15 protein-coding genes and 1 tRNA gene are annotated in these 19,328 nt (G+C 69.4%); 4 read left to right on the forward strand and 12 right to left on the reverse strand.

Translation table 11 applies throughout. The features are described from left to right. Positions 1 to 652: 652 nt before the first annotated feature. Positions 653 to 1,057 (forward strand): Ros/MucR family transcriptional regulator, encoded by a 405-nt coding sequence (locus tag VQ02_RS16910; RefSeq protein WP_048445374.1) that lies wholly within the window; start codon positions 653 to 655, stop codon positions 1,055 to 1,057. Positions 1,058 to 1,165: 108 nt separating this feature from the next. Here the strand turns inward: VQ02_RS16910 and lon are convergent, their stop codons facing one another. From lon to VQ02_RS16935, 5 genes are all read right to left on the reverse strand, one after another. Then, positions 1,166 to 3,589: an endopeptidase La gene (gene lon, locus VQ02_RS16915; RefSeq protein ID WP_048445375.1), complete on the reverse strand. Its 2,424-nt coding sequence runs from the start codon at positions 3,587 to 3,589 to the stop codon at positions 1,166 to 1,168. A gap of 269 nt (positions 3,590 to 3,858) precedes the next feature. After that, complete coding sequence (gene clpX, locus VQ02_RS16920) at positions 3,859 to 5,130, reverse strand: ATP-dependent Clp protease ATP-binding subunit ClpX (RefSeq protein ID WP_048445376.1); 1,272 nt, start codon at positions 5,128 to 5,130, stop codon at positions 3,859 to 3,861. Positions 5,131 to 5,410: 280 nt separating this feature from the next. Further along, complete coding sequence (locus tag VQ02_RS16925; RefSeq protein ID WP_048445377.1) at positions 5,411 to 6,040, reverse strand: ATP-dependent Clp protease proteolytic subunit; 630 nt, start codon at positions 6,038 to 6,040, stop codon at positions 5,411 to 5,413. A gap of 111 nt (positions 6,041 to 6,151) precedes the next feature. Beyond that, positions 6,152 to 7,558 carry a trigger factor gene (gene tig, locus VQ02_RS16930; RefSeq protein ID WP_048445387.1) on the reverse strand — a complete coding sequence of 469 codons (1,407 nt, stop codon included), beginning with the start codon at positions 7,556 to 7,558 and terminating at the stop codon, positions 6,152 to 6,154. A gap of 141 nt (positions 7,559 to 7,699) precedes the next feature. Next, positions 7,700 to 7,784 (reverse strand) — tRNA-Leu (locus VQ02_RS16935). 206 nt (positions 7,785 to 7,990) lie between these two features. Between VQ02_RS16935 and VQ02_RS16940 the strand changes: the two genes are divergently transcribed. Both VQ02_RS16940 and VQ02_RS16945 read left to right on the forward strand, forming a co-directional pair. Beyond that, on the forward strand, positions 7,991 to 9,436 hold the full coding sequence (locus tag VQ02_RS16940) for a multicopper oxidase family protein (RefSeq protein ID WP_048445378.1): 1,446 nt from the start codon (positions 7,991 to 7,993) through the stop codon (positions 9,434 to 9,436). A 347-nt stretch (positions 9,437 to 9,783) separates the two neighbouring features. Continuing rightward, a complete protein-coding gene (locus tag VQ02_RS16945; RefSeq protein WP_048445379.1) occupies positions 9,784 to 10,248 on the forward strand; it encodes a hypothetical protein in 465 nt (154 codons plus the stop codon). Between the two features lie 70 nt (positions 10,249 to 10,318). Here VQ02_RS16945 and rpmG read toward each other — a convergent pair whose 3' ends face one another. The 5 genes from rpmG to rnr all read right to left on the reverse strand — a co-directional run bounded on the left by rpmG (position 10,319) and on the right by rnr (position 15,413). After that, complete coding sequence (gene rpmG / locus VQ02_RS16950; RefSeq protein ID WP_048445380.1) at positions 10,319 to 10,486, reverse strand: 50S ribosomal protein L33; 168 nt, start codon at positions 10,484 to 10,486, stop codon at positions 10,319 to 10,321. Positions 10,487 to 10,632: 146 nt separating this feature from the next. Beyond that, entirely contained in the window at positions 10,633 to 11,802 is a 1,170-nt protein-coding gene (locus VQ02_RS16955) for an MFS transporter (RefSeq protein WP_048445381.1), read from the reverse strand. Positions 11,803 to 11,888: 86 nt separating this feature from the next. After that, positions 11,889 to 12,629, reverse strand: a complete 741-nt coding sequence (locus VQ02_RS16960; RefSeq protein WP_048445382.1) for an NUDIX hydrolase — start codon at positions 12,627 to 12,629, stop codon at positions 11,889 to 11,891. Then, on the reverse strand, positions 12,583 to 13,125 hold the full coding sequence (locus VQ02_RS16965) for a DUF983 domain-containing protein (RefSeq protein WP_048445383.1): 543 nt from the start codon (positions 13,123 to 13,125) through the stop codon (positions 12,583 to 12,585). Before VQ02_RS16965 ends, VQ02_RS16960 begins: the two co-directional genes overlap by 47 nt. Further along, positions 13,122 to 15,413 (reverse strand): ribonuclease R, encoded by a 2,292-nt coding sequence (rnr, locus tag VQ02_RS16970; RefSeq protein WP_048445384.1) that lies wholly within the window; start codon positions 15,411 to 15,413, stop codon positions 13,122 to 13,124. Before rnr ends, VQ02_RS16965 begins: the two co-directional genes overlap by 4 nt. 311 nt (positions 15,414 to 15,724) lie before the next feature. Here rnr and VQ02_RS16975 point away from each other — a divergent pair, with 311 nt between their 5' ends. Then, positions 15,725 to 17,269 carry an FAD-binding oxidoreductase gene (locus VQ02_RS16975; RefSeq protein ID WP_083469270.1) on the forward strand — a complete coding sequence of 515 codons (1,545 nt, stop codon included), beginning with the start codon at positions 15,725 to 15,727 and terminating at the stop codon, positions 17,267 to 17,269. A gap of 10 nt (positions 17,270 to 17,279) precedes the next feature. Here the strand turns inward: VQ02_RS16975 and VQ02_RS16980 are convergent, their stop codons facing one another. Both VQ02_RS16980 and glnA read right to left on the reverse strand, forming a co-directional pair. Further along, entirely contained in the window at positions 17,280 to 17,627 is a 348-nt protein-coding gene (locus VQ02_RS16980; RefSeq protein ID WP_048445385.1) for a hypothetical protein, read from the reverse strand. 145 nt (positions 17,628 to 17,772) lie between these two features. Then, positions 17,773 to 19,185 (reverse strand): type I glutamate--ammonia ligase, encoded by a 1,413-nt coding sequence (glnA, locus tag VQ02_RS16985; protein ID WP_048445386.1) that lies wholly within the window; start codon positions 19,183 to 19,185, stop codon positions 17,773 to 17,775. Positions 19,186 to 19,328: the final 143 nt, after the last annotated feature.

Consider the following 19,328-nt stretch of genomic DNA (forward strand, 5'->3'; position numbering starts at 1 on the left):
TCAAACTCTCAAGTTGAAGAGTTAGATCTCAAGCTGATCACAACATAAACGGAAGCACACAACCAACCAGCGTTTCCGCCGGTCGTGTGAGCACCGAAACGTCGAACCAGCATCATCCTACTCACGATCCAGGCCGAAACCCGGATCCGCAGGGACAACGCCGTCCACGCTTCTCTTTCTCAGATGTACTTGTCAAAGAGCAGGCCGGCTCGCACCGGCAATCATCGGCAACAACAGGACCAGCACCTGACCAAGGTCAGGCTCGCCGGCCCAGACTGTGCAGAAGACGTCTCAGCGCCCGGTCCGCGGTAGCGGCCGGCGCCGATGGGTGGTCGTATAGGCCCACCAGCCCGACCCCGTCAACCCCTCTGCGAAACTTTCGCGACAGGCCCCCTCCCCTCTCCTGGTCCTCCACCGAAGACGGCAGCGGTCCCGCCTCGCGTGACACGACACGCGCCTCGACCTAGCACGCAAGGCCTGTATTACCGCAGCGCATGGGCAGCACTCGGAATGCGGTTCACGCATTCGCAACCCTTCGGTGGTGCACAACTTTGTTTCTCTGGTGTAATTCTGTCGCATTACCAAAAAGAAATATTGACCTGCGGCATGCGAACACGCATGGGGCTCCCACTCTGCCATCGGAGCTCATTGAATGCTGGACCAAGAGCAAGAAACCAACCTGATTGAACGCGCTGCCGACATCGTGTCAGCCTACGTGTCCAACAACTCGGTGCCGCTGGCCGACCTGCCGGCCCTGATCAACGCGGTCCACCAGTCGCTCAGCCGGCTCGGGACGCCGCAAGCCGCGGAGCCGGAGAAGCCGACCCCGCTGATGCCGGTCAAGAAGACGGTGACTCCGGACTACCTGATCAGCCTCGAGGACGGTCGTCAGTACAAGTCGCTGAAGCGCCACCTCTCGACCCGCGGGCTCACCCCCGAGGAGTACCGGCGCAAGTGGGGCCTGCCGCACGACTATCCGATGGTCGCGGCCAACTACGCCGCCCAGCGCTCCGAGCTCGCCAAGAACAGCGGCCTCGGCCGGCGCCGCAGCGCCTGAGATCCGCCCGACGTCCTCTCGGCCACGAGAGGATCCCTGCCCGAACGAAGAAGGGCCCCGGTCCGTGCGGTCCGGGGCCCTTCTCATGTCAGGAGCGGGTCGGCAGCGTCAGTGCGCCACCAGCCCCGACGCATCGTCCTCGGGCCGCGCGGGGGCAGCCTTCGGCAGCGGCTCGTCCCAATCGATCGCCTCGGGCTTGCGCACCAGCGCCCGCTCGAGGACCTGATCCATGCGCGAGACGGGGACGATCTCGAGCCCGTTCTTCACGCTGTCGGGAATCTCCACCAGGTCCTTGGCGTTCTCCTCCGGGATCAGCACGATCTTGATGCCGCCCCGCAGAGCCGCCAGCAGCTTCTCCTTGAGACCGCCGATCGGCAGCACCCGCCCGCGCAGGGTCACCTCGCCGGTCATGGCGATGTCGCGGCGCACCGGGATGCCGGTGATGACCGAGACGATCGCCGTCGCCATGGCAATGCCGGCCGAGGGCCCGTCCTTCGGGGTCGCCCCCTCCGGCACGTGGACGTGGATGTCCCGGCGCTCGAACAGCGGCGGCTCGACGCCGAAATCGACGGCCCGCGAGCGGACGTAGGACGCCGCCGCAGAGATCGACTCCTTCATCACGTCGCGCAGGTTGCCGGTGACCGTCATCTTGCCCTTGCCGGGCATCATGACGCCTTCGATCGTGAGCAGCTCGCCCCCGACCTCGGTCCAGGCCAGGCCGGTGACGACGCCGACCTGATCGTCGATCTCGACCTCGCCGTAGCGGAACTTCGCCGGGCCGAGGAAGGTGTCGAGGTTGTCGGCCGAGACCGTCACGCTCTTGACCCCCGAGATCAGGATCTCCTTCACCGCCTTGCGGATCAGGTTCGAGATCTCGCGCTCCAAGTTCCGCACGCCCGCCTCGCGGGTGTAGCGGCGGATCAGAAGCATCAGGCCGTCATCGCTGATCGACCACTCCTTGGCCTCGAGGCCGTGCTTCTTCAGCGCGCCCGGCATCAGGTGCTTGCGCGCAATCTCGACCTTCTCCTCCTCGGTGTAGCCGGCGATGCGGATCACCTCCATCCGGTCCAGCAGGGCCGGCGGGATGTTGAGGGTGTTGGCCGTGGTCACGAACATCACGTTCGACAGGTCGTAATCGACCTCGAGGTAATGGTCGTTGAAGGTCGCGTTCTGCTCCGGATCCAGCACCTCGAGGAGCGCCGCGGACGGATCGCCGCGGAAGTCCATGCCCATCTTGTCGATCTCGTCGAGCAGGATGAGCGGGTTCGAGGTCTTGGCCTTGCGCATCGACTGCACGATCTTGCCGGGCATCGAGCCGATATAGGTCCGGCGGTGACCGCGGATCTCGGCCTCGTCACGCACGCCGCCGAGCGACATGCGCACGAACTCACGGCCCGTGGCCTTGGCGATCGACTTGCCGAGCGAGGTCTTGCCGACGCCGGGAGGACCGACGAGGCAGAGGATCGGGCCGGTGAGCTTGTTGGCGCGCTGCTGCACCGCCAAGTACTCGACGATCCGCTCCTTGACCTTGTCGAGGCCGAAGTGATCGGCATCGAGCATGGCCTGCGCGCCCGGCAGGTCCTTCTTGATCTTCGAGCGCTTGCCCCACGGGATGCCGAGCATCCAGTCGAGGTAGTTGCGCACGACCGTGGCCTCGGCCGACATCGGCGACATCTGGCGCAGCTTCTTCAGCTCGGCCAGTGCCTTGTCCCGCGCCTCCTTGGACAGCTTGGTCTTCTCGATCTTGTCCTCGAGCTCGGCCAGCTCGTCGCGGCCGTCCTCGTCGCCGAGTTCCTTCTGAATGGCCTTCATCTGCTCATTCAGGTAGTACTCGCGCTGGGTCTTCTCCATCTGCCGCTTGACGCGGGTGCGGATGCGCTTCTCGACCTGCAGCACCGAGATCTCGCTCTCCATCAGCGAGAGCACGCGCTCCAGCCGCTGGGCGACGGTGGGGATCTCGAGGATCGCCTGCTTGTCGGAGATCTTGACCGCCAGGTGCGACGCGACCGTGTCGGCGAGCTTCGAGGGCTCGTCGATCTGGATCACCGCCGAGACCACCTCGGGCGAGATCTTCTTGTTGAGCTTGACGTAGTTCTCGAACTCCGAGATCACCGAGCGGGCGAGCGCCTCGGCCTCGATCTTGTCGCCGAGATCGTTCGGCAGCACCTCGGCGTCGGCGGCGTAGTACTCGTCCGAGCGGACGAAATCCTGGATCTTGGCCCGGCCGCCGCCCTCCACCAGCACCTTCACGGTGCCGTCGGGGAGCTTGAGCAGCTGGAGCACGCTGGCGAGCGTGCCGATGGTGTAGATCGCGTCGGTCGCCGGGTCGTCGTCGGTGGCGTTGACCTGGGTGGCGAGCAGGATGTGACGATCGGCGCGCACCGCCTCCTCGAGAGCCCGGATCGACTTCTCGCGGCCGACGAACAGCGGCACGATCATGTGCGGGAAGACCACGATGTCGCGCAGCGGCAGGACCGCGTAGGTCCCGGTCGAGCCGGGGACGACGGGCTGGCGCGATTTCGGCTGGGTCATTGACTGACTTCCTTGTGTGGTGACGCCCAGGTCCCTCCCCTCGTCGGGGAAAAGCAGGAGGAGCATGGGGGCCGACCGGGCCGCGGGGGTCGGAACGGGGAGAGCGGCCGGGTCGCGGCACCGCACCTCGTTTCGGTGAGCATGCGGCCGCCGCGTAGACTTCAGGTGGCTCCTCCGGGTGCCGCTTTCAAGCACCGTGCCACCCCGGCCGCGTCCGGGCGATTCTCAAACGAGAGGCCGCCGTTTTCGCGGCGGCCTCTGGGCGGAGATCAGGCGCTGGCGCTCGCCGGCGCATCCTTGCCGCGGTCGCCGTGGATGTAGAGCGGCCGCGACTTGCCGTCGACGACCTCCGGCCCGATCACCACCTGCTCGACCGAGTCGAGGCCGGGCAGGTCGTACATCGTCTCGAGCAGGATGCTCTCCAGGATCGAGCGCAGGCCGCGGGCGCCGGTCTTGCGCTCGATCGCCTTGCGGGCGACGAGGCTCAGCGCCTCCTCCTGGAACGTCAGGTCGACGTTCTCCATCTCGAACAGGCGCTGGTACTGCTTGACCAGCGCGTTCTTCGGCTCCTGGAGGATGCGCTTCAGCGCGGTCTCGTCGAGGTCCTCGAGGGTCGCCAGCACCGGCAGGCGGCCGACGAATTCGGGGATGAGGCCGAACTTCAGCAGGTCCTCCGGTTCGACGTTGCGGAAGATCTCGCCGGTGCGGCGGTCGTCCGGAGCCTGGACGGTGGCGCCGAAGCCGATCGAGGTGCCTTTGCCGCGGGCCGAGATGATCCGCTCCAGGCCCGCGAAGGCGCCGCCGCAGATGAACAGGATGTTGGTCGTGTCGACCTGCAGGAATTCCTGCTGCGGGTGCTTGCGACCGCCCTGCGGCGGCACGCTCGCGACCGTGCCCTCCATGATCTTCAGGAGCGCCTGCTGCACGCCCTCGCCCGACACATCGCGGGTGATCGACGGGTTGTCGGACTTGCGGGAGATCTTGTCGATCTCGTCGATGTAGACGATGCCGCGCTGGGCGCGCTCGACGTTGTAGTCCGAGGCCTGGAGCAGCTTGAGGATGATGTTCTCGACATCCTCGCCGACGTAGCCGGCCTCGGTCAGCGTCGTGGCGTCCGCCATGGTGAACGGCACGTCGAGGATGCGGGCGAGGGTCTGGGCCAGCAGCGTCTTGCCCGATCCGGTCGGACCGATCAGCAGGATGTTGGACTTCGCCAGCTCGACGTCGTTGTGCTTGGTCGCGTGCGCCAAGCGCTTGTAGTGGTTGTGCACAGCCACCGACAGGACCTTCTTGGCAAAGTCCTGCCCGATGACATAGTCATCCAGGACCCGCCGAATCTCCTTCGGGGTCGGTACGCCGTCCCGCGACTTCACCAGCGAGGACTTCGATTCCTCGCGAATGATGTCCATGCACAGCTCGACGCACTCATCGCAGATGAAGACGGTCGGGCCCGCGATAAGCTTGCGAACCTCGTGCTGGCTCTTGCCGCAGAACGAGCAGTACAGCGTGCTCTTCGAGTCGTTGCCGCCAGCCTTGCTCATATGGGTCTCCAAGTCCCCGACCGGTCCCGCCCCAGGGGCGCGACCGCATCGCTTTTAGATAGTGGCGCCCGGCTAAAGAAACAGTCACCGCCCCCCGCGGGCCGGGCGCCCGGTGCAGAATCGCGATGCAAACACGCAGCCACCGCCGGATCAATCCCGCGGATGCGACAGGCTCCCGCCAAATGGCCGCATCGCGGGGACCCGCCTTCGGAGGCGGTTCCCGCCCGCAGGAGGGTGGCCCCGCGGGAGCGGGACCCTCCGGCGGGTGAGGCACGCGGCCTTACGCCTGCGCCGGAGCCTCGGCGCGCTTCTGGAGCACCTCGTCGATGAGGCCCCACTCCTTGGCCGCGTCGGCGGTCATGAAGTTGTCGCGCTCCAGGCCCTGCTCGATGGCGTCGTAGTCGCGGCCGGTGTGCTTCACGTAGATCTCGTTGAGGCGCCGCTTCAGCGCCTCGATCTCGCGGGCGTGGATCAGGATGTCGGTGGCCTGGCCCTGGAAGCCGCCGGAGGGCTGGTGCACCATGATCCGGGCGTTCGGCAGGGCGAAGCGGTGGCCAGCCTCGCCGGCGGCCAGCAGCAGCGAGCCCATCGAGGCGGCCTGGCCGACGCAGAGCGTGGCGACGGGGCAGCGGATGAACTGCATCGTGTCGTAGATCGACAGGCCGGAGGTGACGACGCCGCCCGGCGAGTTGATGTAGAAGGAGATTTCCTTCTTCGGGTTCTCCGCCTCGAGGAACAGCAGCTGCGCCACGATCAGCGACGCGGAGTAGTCCTCGACCGGGCCGGTCAGGAAGATGATGCGCTCGCGCAGCAGGCGCGAGTAGATGTCGAAGGCGCGCTCGCCGCGGCTCGACTGCTCGACCACCATGGGGACGAGCGCGCTGTTGTAGTACTCGACCGGATCTCTCATCTCACTGGCCCTCTGAACGGAACCCGGCCGCCTCGGGGCGGCCGGGGTAGCGGCGGAAACGAACGACCTCGCAGGCCCCGTCCCCGCCGCCCGTTCGGGGCCGGACGAGGATCAGGCCGGGTTGGACTCACCCGCGGGAGCAGCCTCGGCCTTGTCGGCCTTGGCCGCCTCGGCATCGTCCTCGTCGGCGAACAGCGTCTCCTTGGAGACGGGCTCCTCGACCAGTTTGACCTGCCCGAGAACGTGGTCAACCACCTTCTCCTCGAACAGCGGGGCGCGCAGCTCGGCCAGCGCCTGCGGGGTCTTGCGATAGAAATCCCAGACCTGCTGCTCCTGGCCCGGGAACTGACGGATGCGGGCGATCAGGGCCTGATTCACCTCATCGTCCGAGACCTTGATATCGGCGCTCTCGCCGGCCTGCGCAAGCACCAGCCCGAGGCGCACGCGACGCTCGGCGATCCGGCGGTACTCCTCGCGGGCCTTCTCCTCCGTGGTGTCCTCGTCCTCGAAGGTCTTGCCGCGGTTCTTGAGGTCCTGCTCGACCTGCGCCCACACGGCGGCGAACTCCTGGTGGACCAGGCTCGGGGGCAGCTCGAAGGAGTAGCGGCTGTCGAGGGCGTCGAGCAGGCCCTTCTTCAGCTTCTGGCGCGAGGCCGCCTCGTACTCGCGGCCCATGGTGGAGCGCACGGCGTCCTTGAGGGCGTCGAGGGAGTCCATGCCGAAGGTCTTGGCGAGCTCGTCGTCGATCTTGAGCTCACCCGGAGCCTTGACGGCCTTCACGGTGACGTCGAACTCGGCCTCCTTGCCGGCGAGGTGCTCGGCGCCGTAATTCTCCGGGAAGGTCACCTTGACCAAGCGCTCGTCGCCGACCTTGGCGCCGACCAGCTGGTCCTCGAAGCCCGGGATGAAGGTGTTGGATCCGAGGTCGAGGTCGATGCCCTCGCCGGTGCCGCCCTCGAACGGGGTGCCGTCGATGCGGCCGGTGAAGTCGATGGTCAGGCGGTCGCCGGACTGGGCGGCCTCGCCCTCGGGACGGTCCTCGTAGGCGCGGTTGGCCGAGGCCATCCGCTCGATCGTCTCGTTGATCTCCTCGTCGGAGGGGGTGACGACGAGCTTGGTCAGGCTCACGTCCGACAGGTCGACGAGGTCGAAGCTCGGCATCACCTCGAGGGCGATCTTGAAGGCGAGGTCGGCCTTGGCGTCGAGCGCCTTCTCGATCTCGTCCTTGTCCTCGGGCATCTGGACCTGGGGCTCGAGGGCAAGCTTGAGCTTGTTGTCCTCGACGATCTTCTGATTGGCCTCGTTGACGGCGTTCTGGACGACGTCGGCCATCACCGAGCGGCCGTAGACCTTGCGCAGGTGGGCGACCGGCACCTTGCCCGGGCGGAAGCCCTTGAGCTGCACCTTGCCCTTGATCCCGTCGAGCTCGGTCGCCAGACGGGTCTCCAGCTCGGCCGCCGGCAGGACCACCTGGAATTCGCGCTTGAGCCCCTCGGACTTGGTCTCGGTCACCTGCATCATCGTCATTCCGCCTTGCACCTTCGAATCCGGCTTGGCTGCGGGCCCGGACGGCGCGGTCTTGCGCCGTGCGACGGGACCATCAGGACAATGGGCCGGCCTTGCTGCTTGAACCCAATCCGTCGTGTCGCCTGGCGGATGTGGTGCGGGCGGAGGGGCTCGAACCCCCACGACTCTCGTCACTGGAACCTAAATCCAGCGCGTCTACCAATTCCGCCACGCCCGCGACGCTCGCGCCCGAGCGCGCCCGAGGCCTTACGCGCCCGGGCGCGGCTCTATAGCATGGTGTATCGGCCACGCAGCAAGAATTTTGGTCACCGCCTCGCCCCGGGCGTCCGCCCCGGCTAAAAGGCGGGCGCTGCCGCCGGGGTTGCGCCGTCGCGCCAGAGGCCCGGTACGCCGCAAGCCCCGACTCTCCGCAAGCGAGGTGCCATGCCGTCCTCCCTGCCGCCCTCGCGCCGCGCGCTCCTCGCCGGCGCCGCCCTGTCCCTCGCGCCGGCCCTCGTGCGGGCGCAGGCCGGCGCGTCCCCGTCGGGCAAGCCGGGAGCGAGCGCCCCTGCCCCGGCGGTCCCCGACGCCGAGGCGCGGCGCCTGACGGCGGCGCCGGGCCAGGCGCGGATCCGGCCGGAGCCGGCCCCCGAGACGCCGGTCTGGGCCTTCGACGGCCAGGCGGCGCCCCCGGTGCTGCGGGTGAAGCTCGGCGAGGCCGTGCGCCTGCGCCTGGAGAACAAGACCGAGCGGCCGCTCTCCCTACACTGGCACGGGGTGCGCAACCGCAACGCCATGGACGGCGTCGGCGGCGTGACCCAGGCGCCCGTCGCCCCGGGCGGGAGCTTCCTCTACGAGTTCACCCCGCCGGATGCCGGCACCTCGCTGATCCGGCCTCTGGTCGTCGGCGGGTCGAGCGAGCCCGCCGGGCGCGGGCTCTCCGGCCTGCTGGTGGTCGAGGAGCGCAAGCCCCCGGTGGTCGACCGGGAGGTGCCGCTGCTGCTGCAGGACTGGCGGCTCGAGCCCGACGGGACCCTGGCGGCGTTCGGGCAGGTCGCCTTCGCGGCGAGTGCGGGCCGGCTCGGCAACGCGCTGACCGTCAACGGCCGCCCGGCACCGGAACTGGTCGAGGCGGCGCCCGGCACGCGCCTGCGCCTGCGCCTCGCCAATGCCTGCAACGCCCGGGCGACGCGGATCCGCTTCGACGGCCTCAAGGCCTGGGTGGCGGCGGTGGACGGCCAGCCGACCGACACGTTCGAGCCCCTGCGGGCGACGCTCCCCTTCCCGCCCGGCACCCGCTACGACATCCTGCTCGACGTGCCGGGGGCGTCCGAGCCCGCAGGCAGCGTCGTGGCCCTGATCGGCCAGGGCATGCCGCTCGCCCGCATCGTGCCGAAGGGCGATCCGGTGCCGGCCCGTCCGGCCGTCGCGCCGATCGGCGAGAACCCGCTGCTGCCGCCGGAGATCAAGCTCCAGAACGCTTTCCGGCGCGACGTCGCCATCGCGGGGGGCGCCGTCCTCGACAAGGCGAAGCCCGAGGCCGCCCCGGTCTTCACCGGTGACCCGACCCGGATCTGGACCCTCAACGGCGCCGCCGGCCGGGCGGAGAATCCGCCGCTGCTCTCGGTCAAGCGCAACACCGCGGTGGTGCTGGCGCTCACGAACGGCACCGGCTTCCCGCAATCGCTGCACCTGCACGGCCACGTCTTCCGGCTGCTGCACCCCCTCGACGACGGCTGGGAGCCGTACTGGCTCGACACCTTCCAGCTGCTCGAGGGCCGCACCGCCCGCATCGCCTTCCTGGCCGACAATCCCGGCCGCTGGCTCATCAGCGCCACGGCGCTGGAGCGGTTCGACACCGGCCTGTGGGGCTGGTTCGAGGTGACCTGAGGCGAAGCGGACGAAGCGTCGGGTCAGCCGACGATTCGTCCGATCAGGCCCTCGGTCCGTCGCAAAACCAAGTCGCGCAACCCATCACTACGTCCGCGAGGCCTGCCTGGCGCCGCGCCCGTGCGTCCGGCGGTCGCAGACGGGTGGCAGGAGCCAAAAGGCCAAGCTTAGCACAGCATCGTTAAGCCCTTGATGCAGGTGATGTTCGCGGAATTCGTCAGAAGCTCGACAGTCTAGCAATCAAGAGAATGTGTTAACGTGAGCGAATGCATCCACGGGATGCTTGTAGCATGCTGGCTCAACAGCAGCGCGCAACGGACTGCAGCGCATCGACGAGGATGCCCAGCATGGAACATCAGCCGCTCCGCCACATCCGTGACATCGCCGACGTCGAGACGGTCCCGGCCCTGCTCGAGGGGCGCCGGGCCCGTCTCGAGCGCTTCGCCGAGATCCTCGAGCGTGACCCGGGTCGCAGCTTCACGACGCTGGAAGAGATCGAGTTCGTGCCCCGGCGGATGCGGGCGGCGATCCGGGCCGACAACTCGCCGCTCGCCTTCGCCTTCGCCGATCCGGTCCTGCGGGCGAGCGGGCTTGCCGGCGACACCTTCGGGGATGCGCGCAGCTTCTTCGAGCTGAGCACCGGCGAGGCCCATCACCTCCTGTGCTCGTGCGTGAACGGGCGCAGCGTCAAGGCCGGGCCGACAGCCAAGCGCCTGCGCCGCCTCGCGGCCCGCCGACCGGGCCTGTGGCTGGCCTATGGCTGCGCCGCCGGCCTCGTCACCCTGCCGGGTGCGATGTACCTGTTCGGCTGAACGCGAACCCACAACGGAAAAAGGCCGCCCAAGGGGCGGCCTTTTTCATACCGCGCGACGCGGCCGGATCTTACTTGATCTTGGTTTCCTTGAACTCGACGTGCTTGCGCGCGATCGGGTCGTACTTCTTGAACGACAGCTTGTCGGTCTTCGTACGCGAGTTCTTCTTGGTGACGTAGAAATAGCCGGTATCGGCGGTCGAGAGCAGCTTGATCTTGACGGTGACGGCCTTGGCCATGGCGCGACCTCTTGTGGCTGATGGGTGTTGCGCCCGGAGGACCGAAACGCAAAACGGCCGGGCAGGCCCGGCCAGAACGCGGCGCCTTCCTGCCCCATCGCCCTCCGGGCGTCAAGCCCGGGCGACCGAGGGCCGCGCCGCCGGCGTCAGGGTGCGGCCCGGATCATCCGCCCGCCCACCACCGCCAGGTAGGCGACGAACAGGAGCGCCAGCGACCAGGCGAAGCCGTGCGGCGACGCGAGGTCCATGCCGCCGCCGACCAGCGGCGGCCCCAGCACCAGGCCGATGTTGTACAGCACCAGGAAGGCGGCGTTGGCGCCGGCGAGCGCCGCGCCGTCGAAGCGGGCGCCGAGATGGGCAAGGCCCACCGTGTAGAGCGTGCCGGCGATGCCGCCCCAGACGAACAGGATGCCGGCGAGGAGCCACGGCTCCCCCGCCCCGAGCGGCAGGGCGGCGGCGCCGAGCGCGCCGAGAAGCGCGGCGCCGAGCAGCACCCGGCGCTTGTCGACCCGGTCGGCGAGGAGCCCGACCGGGATCTGGAACAGCACGTTGCCGAGCGCCGCGACGCTGACGAGGCCGGCGGCCTGCTCCGCCGAGAGGCCGAGGCGCAGGCCGTAGATCGGCAGGATGGCGAAGCCGCCGGTCTCGACCGCGCCGTAGATCAGCGCCGCGAGGGTGGCCGACGGCGCGACCCGCAGGTAGCCGAGGAAGCCGCGCCCGCCCTTGTGCGGGATCTCCGGCGACAGCCCGCGGGCCATCACAAGGGGAAGGGCGCCGGCGCAGAACAGGGCCGCGCCGGCGAGGTACGGCGCCCAGCCGGTGGTGCCGAGGAGCCTGAGCAGACCCGGGCCGATGGCGAAGCCGAGCGCCAGGACCGTGGCGTAGACACCCATCACCAGCCCGCGCCGGGCCGGCGGCGCCGCCTGGTTGATCCAGAACTCAGACAGCACGAACAGCACGCCCAGCGCCGCCGAGAACACGAAGCGCAGCGGAAACCACCAGGCGAAGTCGTAGACCGCCCGGAACCCGAGGAGCGCCGCCGCCCCGACCGCGATGGCGCCGAGCAGCAGCGGCATCACCCCGACCTGCGCCGCCAGCCGCGGCACGAAGGGCAGAACGACGATGCTCGCCACCCCGGCGATCGCCGTGTTGACGCCGATCCAGGTGTTGGACAGGCCCATCCGCTCCATCTCGAGCGAGAGGAGCGGGATCGACAGGCTGAGCCCGATGCCGACCACCGCCACGCAGGCGATGGCCGCCGCGATGGCCGCGAGGCGCGCGGCGTCGAACTCGGAATCGGTGGTGAGGCTGGTCATGCTGGGGCTGGCCGTCAGGGGCGGCTCATATGGGCCAGGTAGCCGGCGAAGACCACCCCTGGGACAGCCCCTCGGCGACCGGGACGCTACAGCTCTTCCCGGGTGTGCTCGCCGTCCACGTCGCGGAAGAACGGCACCGGCAGCATCGGGCTGAAACCGGCCGCGAGCCGCGCTTCCAGCTCGTCGAGCACGATGGCGGTGATGCGCGGCAGCTCCAGCTTGCGCGCCTCCGCGAGGTTGACCCAGGCGAGTTCGGTCAGCTCGGAATCGGGGCCGACGATGCCGGGGGTCTCGGCCACCACCGCCTCGCGGTCGACGGCGAAGAAGCGGGTGTCGAAGCGCTTGGGCCGGGAGGGCGGCGTGATCGCCCGGGCGACGAACTGCAGCAACTCGAGGTCCGGCATCACGCCGGCCTCCCGGAAGGCGGACCAGGGGCCGGCGGGCGCCGTCTCGGGCGGGCCGTAATCCCGGCTGCCGATCATCAGCCCGGTCTCCTCGTAGGTCTCGCGGATCGCCGCGAGCGCCAGCACCCGGCCGAGATGGAAGAGCGGCGGGTGGACGCCGGCGGCGAGCGCCGCCTCGGCCCGGTCGTTGAGGGTACCGGCCACCGGCATGCTCCGGTCGCCGAGCTCGATCCGCCCGCCCGGGAACACGAACAGGCCAGGCATGAACTTGTGGCCGGCGTGGCGCCGGCCCATCAGCACCTTCGGGGCATCGCCCGAGCGATCGAGGATGATCAGCGTCGCGGCGTTGCGGATCCGCAGGGGCCGCTTCTTCCGCTCAGGGACGGCCGGCGCCGCGCTCCCGTCCGTCGGTCCTGCCGCCATCCCGCGTCTCCGTCTCGTCCTGGCCCAACTCGTGCCGGCCCAAGCCGTCCGCTGACTGAGCCCCGGCGCGGCGTATCGCGGAAAAGCCGTGCATGCCAAGGGCATATTGCAACCCGACCACTGCCCCCTTGGTCGGCTGGAGCAGCAGGAGCGACGCGACCAGGGCGACGGTCGGCCAGACCGTCATCTGGAACCACAGCGGCACGTCGAGGCGCATCTCGGTCTCGAGGATCGCCAGTCCGACGAGGTGGCCGACGACGAAGATCACGAGGTAGGGCGGCAGATCGTCGGCACGGTGGTGGTGCAGCTCGGCACCGCAGGCCTCGCACGATCCCCGCACCTTGAGGAAGCGGTGGAACAGCCGTCCCTCGTCGCAATGCGGGCAGCGGTTGCGAAAGCCGCGCCACATCGCCAAGGCCCAGGACGGATCGGTCCCGGGCCGCGCGGCGGGCGTCTCGGCGGTCTCGGCGGCGGGGCCGGCGTGGATCTCGATCATGCGCGTCTCCCGCGGCGCTTGGTCAGGCTGTCGCGGCGCTCCAGGGCCGGCCTGACCTTGCGCGGCCCGCCGCGGGCGGCACTCGGCACGCCGGTGCGGCCGCCGCCCGCGATCTCGAAGCGCAGGGCGCCGGCGACGGGGGCGGCCTCCATCAGGCGGACCTCGACCTTGTCGCCGAGGCGGAAGGTCTCCCGGGTGCGCTCGCCGACGAGGGCGTGCCGGCCCTCCTCGTAGCGGAAGTAGTCGGCCCCGAGGGTCGAGACCGGCACGAAGCCGTCGGCCCCGGTCTCATCGAGCTTGATGAACAGCCCCGAGCGGGTCGCGCCCGAGATCTGGCCGGAGAAGGTAGCCCCGACCCGGTCGGCGAGGTGGTGGGCGATCAGCCGGTCGATGGTCTCGCGCTCCGCCGCCATGGCGCGGCGCTCGGCGGCCGAGATCTGCTGGCCGATCTCGGCGAGGTCCCCGACCGCCATGCCCGCCGGCAGTCCGTCGGAGCCGAGGCGCAGCGCCCGGATCAGGGCCCGATGCACGATCAGGTCGGCGTAGCGCCGGATCGGCGAGGTGAAGTGGGCGTAGCGGCGCAGGGCCAAGCCGAAATGGCCCGCATTCTCGGCGGCGTAGACGGCCTGGGCCTGGGAGCGCAGCACCACCTCGTTGAGGAAGAGCTGGTGCTCGCTGCCCTCCACCATCCCGAGGATGCGGTTGAACAGGGCCGGGCGGAGGTTCGCCTCCTTCGGCAGCTTCAGGCCGATCGAGGCCATCACCTCGCCGAGCGCTCGCATCTTCTCCAGGGAGGGCTCGTCGTGGACGCGGTAGATCAGCGGCTGGCCCGCCGCCTCCAGGGTCTCGGCCGCCGCGACGTTGGCCTGAATCATGAACTCCTCGATCAGCCGGTGCGCCTCCAGGCGCTCCGGCACGATCACCCGGTCGACCCCGCCCTCGGGGTTGAGGATCACCTTGCGCTCGGGCAGGTCGAGGGCGAGCGGTCCTCGCGCGTCGCGCGCCGTCGCGAGGGCCCGGTAGGCGGCCCAGAGCGGGCGCAGCACCCCGTCGAGGATCGGGGCGGTGACCTCGTCGGGCCTGCCGTCGATCGCGGCCTGCGCCTGGGCGTAGGCGAGCTTGGCGCGCGAGCGCATCATGACGCGATGGACGCTGTGGCGGAGCTTCCGGCCCTCCGCTGTCACGATCATCCGCACGGCGAGCGCCGGCCGGTCCTGGCCGGGGCGCAGGGAGCAGAGGTCGTTCGAGATCCGCTCCGGCAGCATCGGCACCACCCGGTCGGGGAAATAGACCGAGTTGCCGCGCATCAGCGCCTCGCGGTCGAGGGCGGTGCCGGGCCGGACGTAGGCCGCGACGTCCGCGATCGCCACCGTGACCACGAAGCCGCCCGGATTGGCCGGATCGGGATCGGGGATCGCCACCACGGCATCGTCGTGGTCCTTGGCGTCCGGCGGGTCGATGGTGACGAGCGGCAACTCGCGCCAATCTTCGCGATCCTCCGGCCCGACCTCGCGGGCGGATTCCGCCTCCGCCAGCACCTCGCGCGGGAAGACGTGCGGGATGCCGTGGGCGTGGAGCGCGATCAGGCTGACCGCCTTTTCCGAGCCGAGGCTGCCGAGGCGGTCCTTGACGCGGCCCTGCGTCAGCCCGAACCGGTCCTCGCGGCCGAGCGTCACGGTGACGAGGTCGCCGTCGAGCGCGTCGCCCTCCCCGCCCGGCGGCACGGCGATCTCGCGCCCCTGCGCCTTCTTGTCGACGGGGACGATCCGCCCGCCGCCAGCCGGAAGGGCGCGGAAGACGCCGAGCGTCTCGGCCTTGTTGCGGCCGATCACCTTGATGACCCGGCCGAGATAGCGCCCGGGCGCGTCGCCATCGGGCTCGATCTTGAGCAGGGCCCGGTCGCCGGTGCCCGGCGCCGGCCCGTTGGCACGGCGCCCGCGGGGCATCAGCACGGTGATGAGGGGCGCCGGTCCGGCATCCGGATCCCACTGGGCGGGCCGCGCCACCAGCTCGCCGTCGCGGTCGCGCCGCGTGTCGATGTCGGCGACGACGACCGGCGGCAGGCGACCGGCCTTGCGCAGGCCGGCGCGGTCCTTCTCGATCGCGCCCTCCTCCTGCAAATCCTTCAGCAGGCGCTTGAGCTCGATCTTGTCGGCGCCCTTGATGCCGAAGGCCTGGGCGATCTCGCGCTTGCCCACCTTCTGCGGCGACTCTTCGATGAAGGCGAGCACGGCCTCGCGGGTGGGCAGGGCGCCGTGCGCCGCTTTCGGGTGATTTCGTTTGGCCAACAGGTCGATCCAAGGCGGGACGTGACGGCTCCCGGCGGGTAAGCCGCGGCCGCTGATCGGAAATATGGGATGCGCGCGGCCCCGGGGCAACGCCGCGGAGGACCGGGCGTCCCCGGCGGGGCTGCGGCCCGACCCGGTCGTGACGCGGCCCGCCTCGTGAGTGCAATTCGGTTAACGCAATATTAATCAATGTTCAGCGAATCGCCGCGCAAGTCATAAAATAATATTTCGAAGAAAACACCATTGACCATGCCGCTGTGGAGACCGTTGATTGTGGTCGCCAGAATCGGCTGGAGAAGTTCGGACGCACCATGACCAAGAACATCACGACCACGCAGCCGACGGGCGTGAACCGGCGCCGGCTGTTCCAGTCGGGCGCCGTGATGGCGGGCGCCGCCCTCGGCAGCCGGCTTTCCGGCGCGGCGGCCCTGGAGGCCCCGCCGGCGCGAGGGCTCGACGCGCTGGCGAAGGACCTGCACGGCCGGCTGATCCGTCCGGGCGAGCCGGGCTACCTCGTCGCCGCCTGGCCGAACAACGCCCGCTGGGCCGACGTGTACCCGTCGGCGATCGCGATGTGCGTCGACGACCACGACGTGCGCGCCTGCATCGACTGGGCTCGCCAGGAACACCAGGCTTTCGCGGTCCGCTCCGGCGGGCACAACTACGCCGGCTTCTCGACCACCCGGGGGCTGCTGATCGACGTCAAGCCGATGAGCGGGATCACCCTCGATCCGAAGAACGGCCTCGTCCGGGTCCAGGCCGGCGCCAGCAACCAGGACATGGCCGATGCCCTGCGGGCCACCGGCCTCGCGGTCGCCTCGGGCCGATGCCCGACGGTGGGCACCAGCGGTCTCGTCCTGGGAGGCGGCTGGGGCTTCTCGGCGACGCGCTACGGCCTGACCTGCGACGCCCTGCGGGCGACCGAGGCGGTGACGGCCGACGGTACCTTGCGCCGCGCGAGCGACCGGCCGGGCGAGGAGAACGACCTGTTCTGGGCCGCCCGCGGCGGCGGCGGCGGCAACTTCGCGGCGCATACCTCGTTCACCTTCGCGCTGCACGAGGTGGGCGACGTCACGACCTTCAACATCGTCTGGCCGGCAAAGCGCCAGGTCGAGCTGATGCTGGCCCTGCAGGAGATCCAGCTCGCCCATCCCCGCGAGGTCGCGACCCGTAGCAAGATCGCCCCGGCGACGGCGGCGTCGTCCCGGCGCGACCAGCTGCGGGTGCAGACCCTCGGCCAGTTCTTCGGCCCGCCGGCCCGGCTGCGCGAGCTCCTGGCCCCGGCCTTCGCCCTGGCCGAGCCGATCGTCGCCGAGATCAACGGCCTGAACTACTGGAGCGCGCGGGACTACCTCGTCACCGACGATCCGACCGGCCTCTACGACATGCGCTCGAGCTTCGTCGAAGACCGCCTCGGCGGGGACGGCCTCGACACGATGATGGCCTGGATGGAGCGCTGGCCCGGCGGCTCGCTGCGGCAGGACAACATGGGGATCCTGTTCGCGGTCGGCGGCCAGGTGAAGGCGGTGGCCCCCGAGGCGACTGCCTACGTCCACCGCCGCTCCGACTTCATCCTGGAGATCGAGGCGTCCTGGAGCCCGCTCGACACGCCGGACGTCGTGGCCCGCCAGCGCGCCTGGCTCGCCGAGTACTTCGCCGCCATGCAGCCCTACGTGCAGCCGCGCTCCTACGTCAATTTCCCGAGCCGCGACCTGCCGAACTGGCAGCACGCCTACTACGGCAGGAACCTGCCCCGGCTCAGCGCCGTCAAGCGCCAGTACGACCCGGACAACATCTTCCGCTTCCCGCAGAGCATCCCGCTCGATCCGCGCACGGCGGCGGCGGGCTCGGAGTAGGAGCCACCGCTCAGCCGGTCGAGGCCGACTTGCGGACCCGGTCCACGGCGTCATCGACGTCGAAGCCCGGTCCCGCCAGGGCGTCGAGCGGCAGCGGGCAGGCCTGCGGCATCGTCAGGGAGACCTGCGTCTCGTCGGGCCTCAGGGCCGGCGCCTCGGCCTCGCGCACCGCCAGGGTCCAGATGCCGTCGAGCTTGAGGCCCGAAAGGTCCTGATCCGAGAGACGCCGGTTCATCTCCTCCGCCTCCCGGCACCAGGCGGCGACACGGGCCTCGTCGGCGATCAGGGCGGCCTTGACCAGCGCGGCCAGCAGGGCGCGCAGGGTCGCGGCGGGGGAATCGGACGTCGGGTCGGTCATGCGGGGCTCCGGGATCGCGTCGCCGCTGACGCAGCGTTCCACCTCGACGCGGCAAGGCCGGTGCCAAGCGTGGGGCCCCTCCAACGCGAAGGGGGCCGGATCGCTCCGGCCCCCTCTCGTTCCCGACGCTCGAACCGGCTTCGGCTCAGAGCGAGTAGTAGTTCACGAACTCGATCGGGTGCGGAGTCATCTCGTACCGCATCACCTCGGTCATCTTCAGCTCGATGAACGAGTCGATGAAGTCGTCGTTGAACACGCCGCCGGCCTTGAGGAACTCACGGTCGGCGTCGAGGCTGTTGAGGGCCTCGCGCAAGCTGCCGCACACGGTCGGGATCTCCTTGAGCTCCGCCGGGGGCAGGTCGTAGAGATCCTTGTCCATGGCCGGGCCGGGATCGATCTTGTTCACGATGCCGTCGACGCCGGCCATCAGCATCGCCGCGAAGGCGAGATAGGGGTTCGCCATCGGATCGGGGAAGCGGACCTCGACGCGCTTGGCCTTCGGCGAGGTCGTCCACGGGATGCGGCAGGAGGCCGAGCGGTTGCGGGCCGAGTAGGCCAGCAGCACCGGGGCCTCGTAGCCCGGCACCAGGCGCTTGTAGGAGTTGGTCGACGGGTTGGTGAAGGCGTTGAGCGCCTTGGCGTGCTTGATGATGCCGCCGATGTACCACAGGCATTCCTGGGACAGGTCGGCATACTTGTTGCCGGCGAAGAGCGGCTTGCCTTCCTTCCAGATCGACTGGTGGACGTGCATGCCCGAGCCGTTGTCGCCGTAGACCGGCTTCGGCATGAAGGTCGCGGTCTTGCCGTAGCTCTGGGCGACGTTGTGGATGCAGTACTTGTAGATCTGCATCTGGTCGGCCATCAGGGTCAGCGTGTCAAACTTCATGCCCAGCTCGTGCTGTGCCGAAGCGACCTCGTGATGGTGCTTCTCGACCTTGACGCCCATCGACTGCATGGCGGCCAGCATCTCGCCGCGCATGTCCTGGGCCGAATCCTGCGGCGGGACCGGGAAGTAGCCGCCCTTGATCTGGACGCGGTGGCCGAGGTTGCCGCCCTCGTACTCGGTCTGGCCGTTGATCGGCAGCTCGACCGAATCGAGCTTGAAGCCGGTGTGGTACGGGTCGGCCGAGAAGCGGACGTCGTCGAAGACGAAGAACTCGGCCTCGGGGCCGACGAAGATGGTGTCGCCGATGCCGCTCGCCTTCACGAAGGCCTCGGCCTTCTTGGCGATGCCGCGCGGGTCGCGGCCGTAGGGCTCGCCGGTCGCCGGCTCGAGCACGTCGCAGACGATCGACATCGTCGAGGCCGAGAAGAACGGATCCATGCAGGCGGTCGCCGGGTCCGGCATCAGCAGCATGTCGGACTCGTTGATCGCCTTCCAGCCGGCGATCGACGAGCCGTCGAACATCGTGCCCTCGGCAAAGATGTCCTCGTCGACCAGCGACACGTCGAACGTGACGTGCTGCCACTTGCCCCGCGGATCGGTGAAGCGGAAATCGACGTACTTGACGTCGTTTTCCTTGATTTCCTTGAGGACGTCCGTCGCGGTCTTAGACATTCTCGTTCAATCCCTTCCTAGAACGGCGTCGATGGCCGCCATGAAGCCGCGGTCCTGAGTGTCAGGCCGCAGTTTTCGTCGTTGCAGAGAGGAGCGACGCTGCGTCAGATCGCGTCCGAACCGGTCTCGCCGGTGCGGATGCG

The sequence above is a fragment of the Methylobacterium variabile genome (assembly GCF_001043975.1).
In the GTDB taxonomy this organism is placed as follows: Bacteria; Pseudomonadota; Alphaproteobacteria; order Rhizobiales; family Beijerinckiaceae; genus Methylobacterium; species Methylobacterium variabile.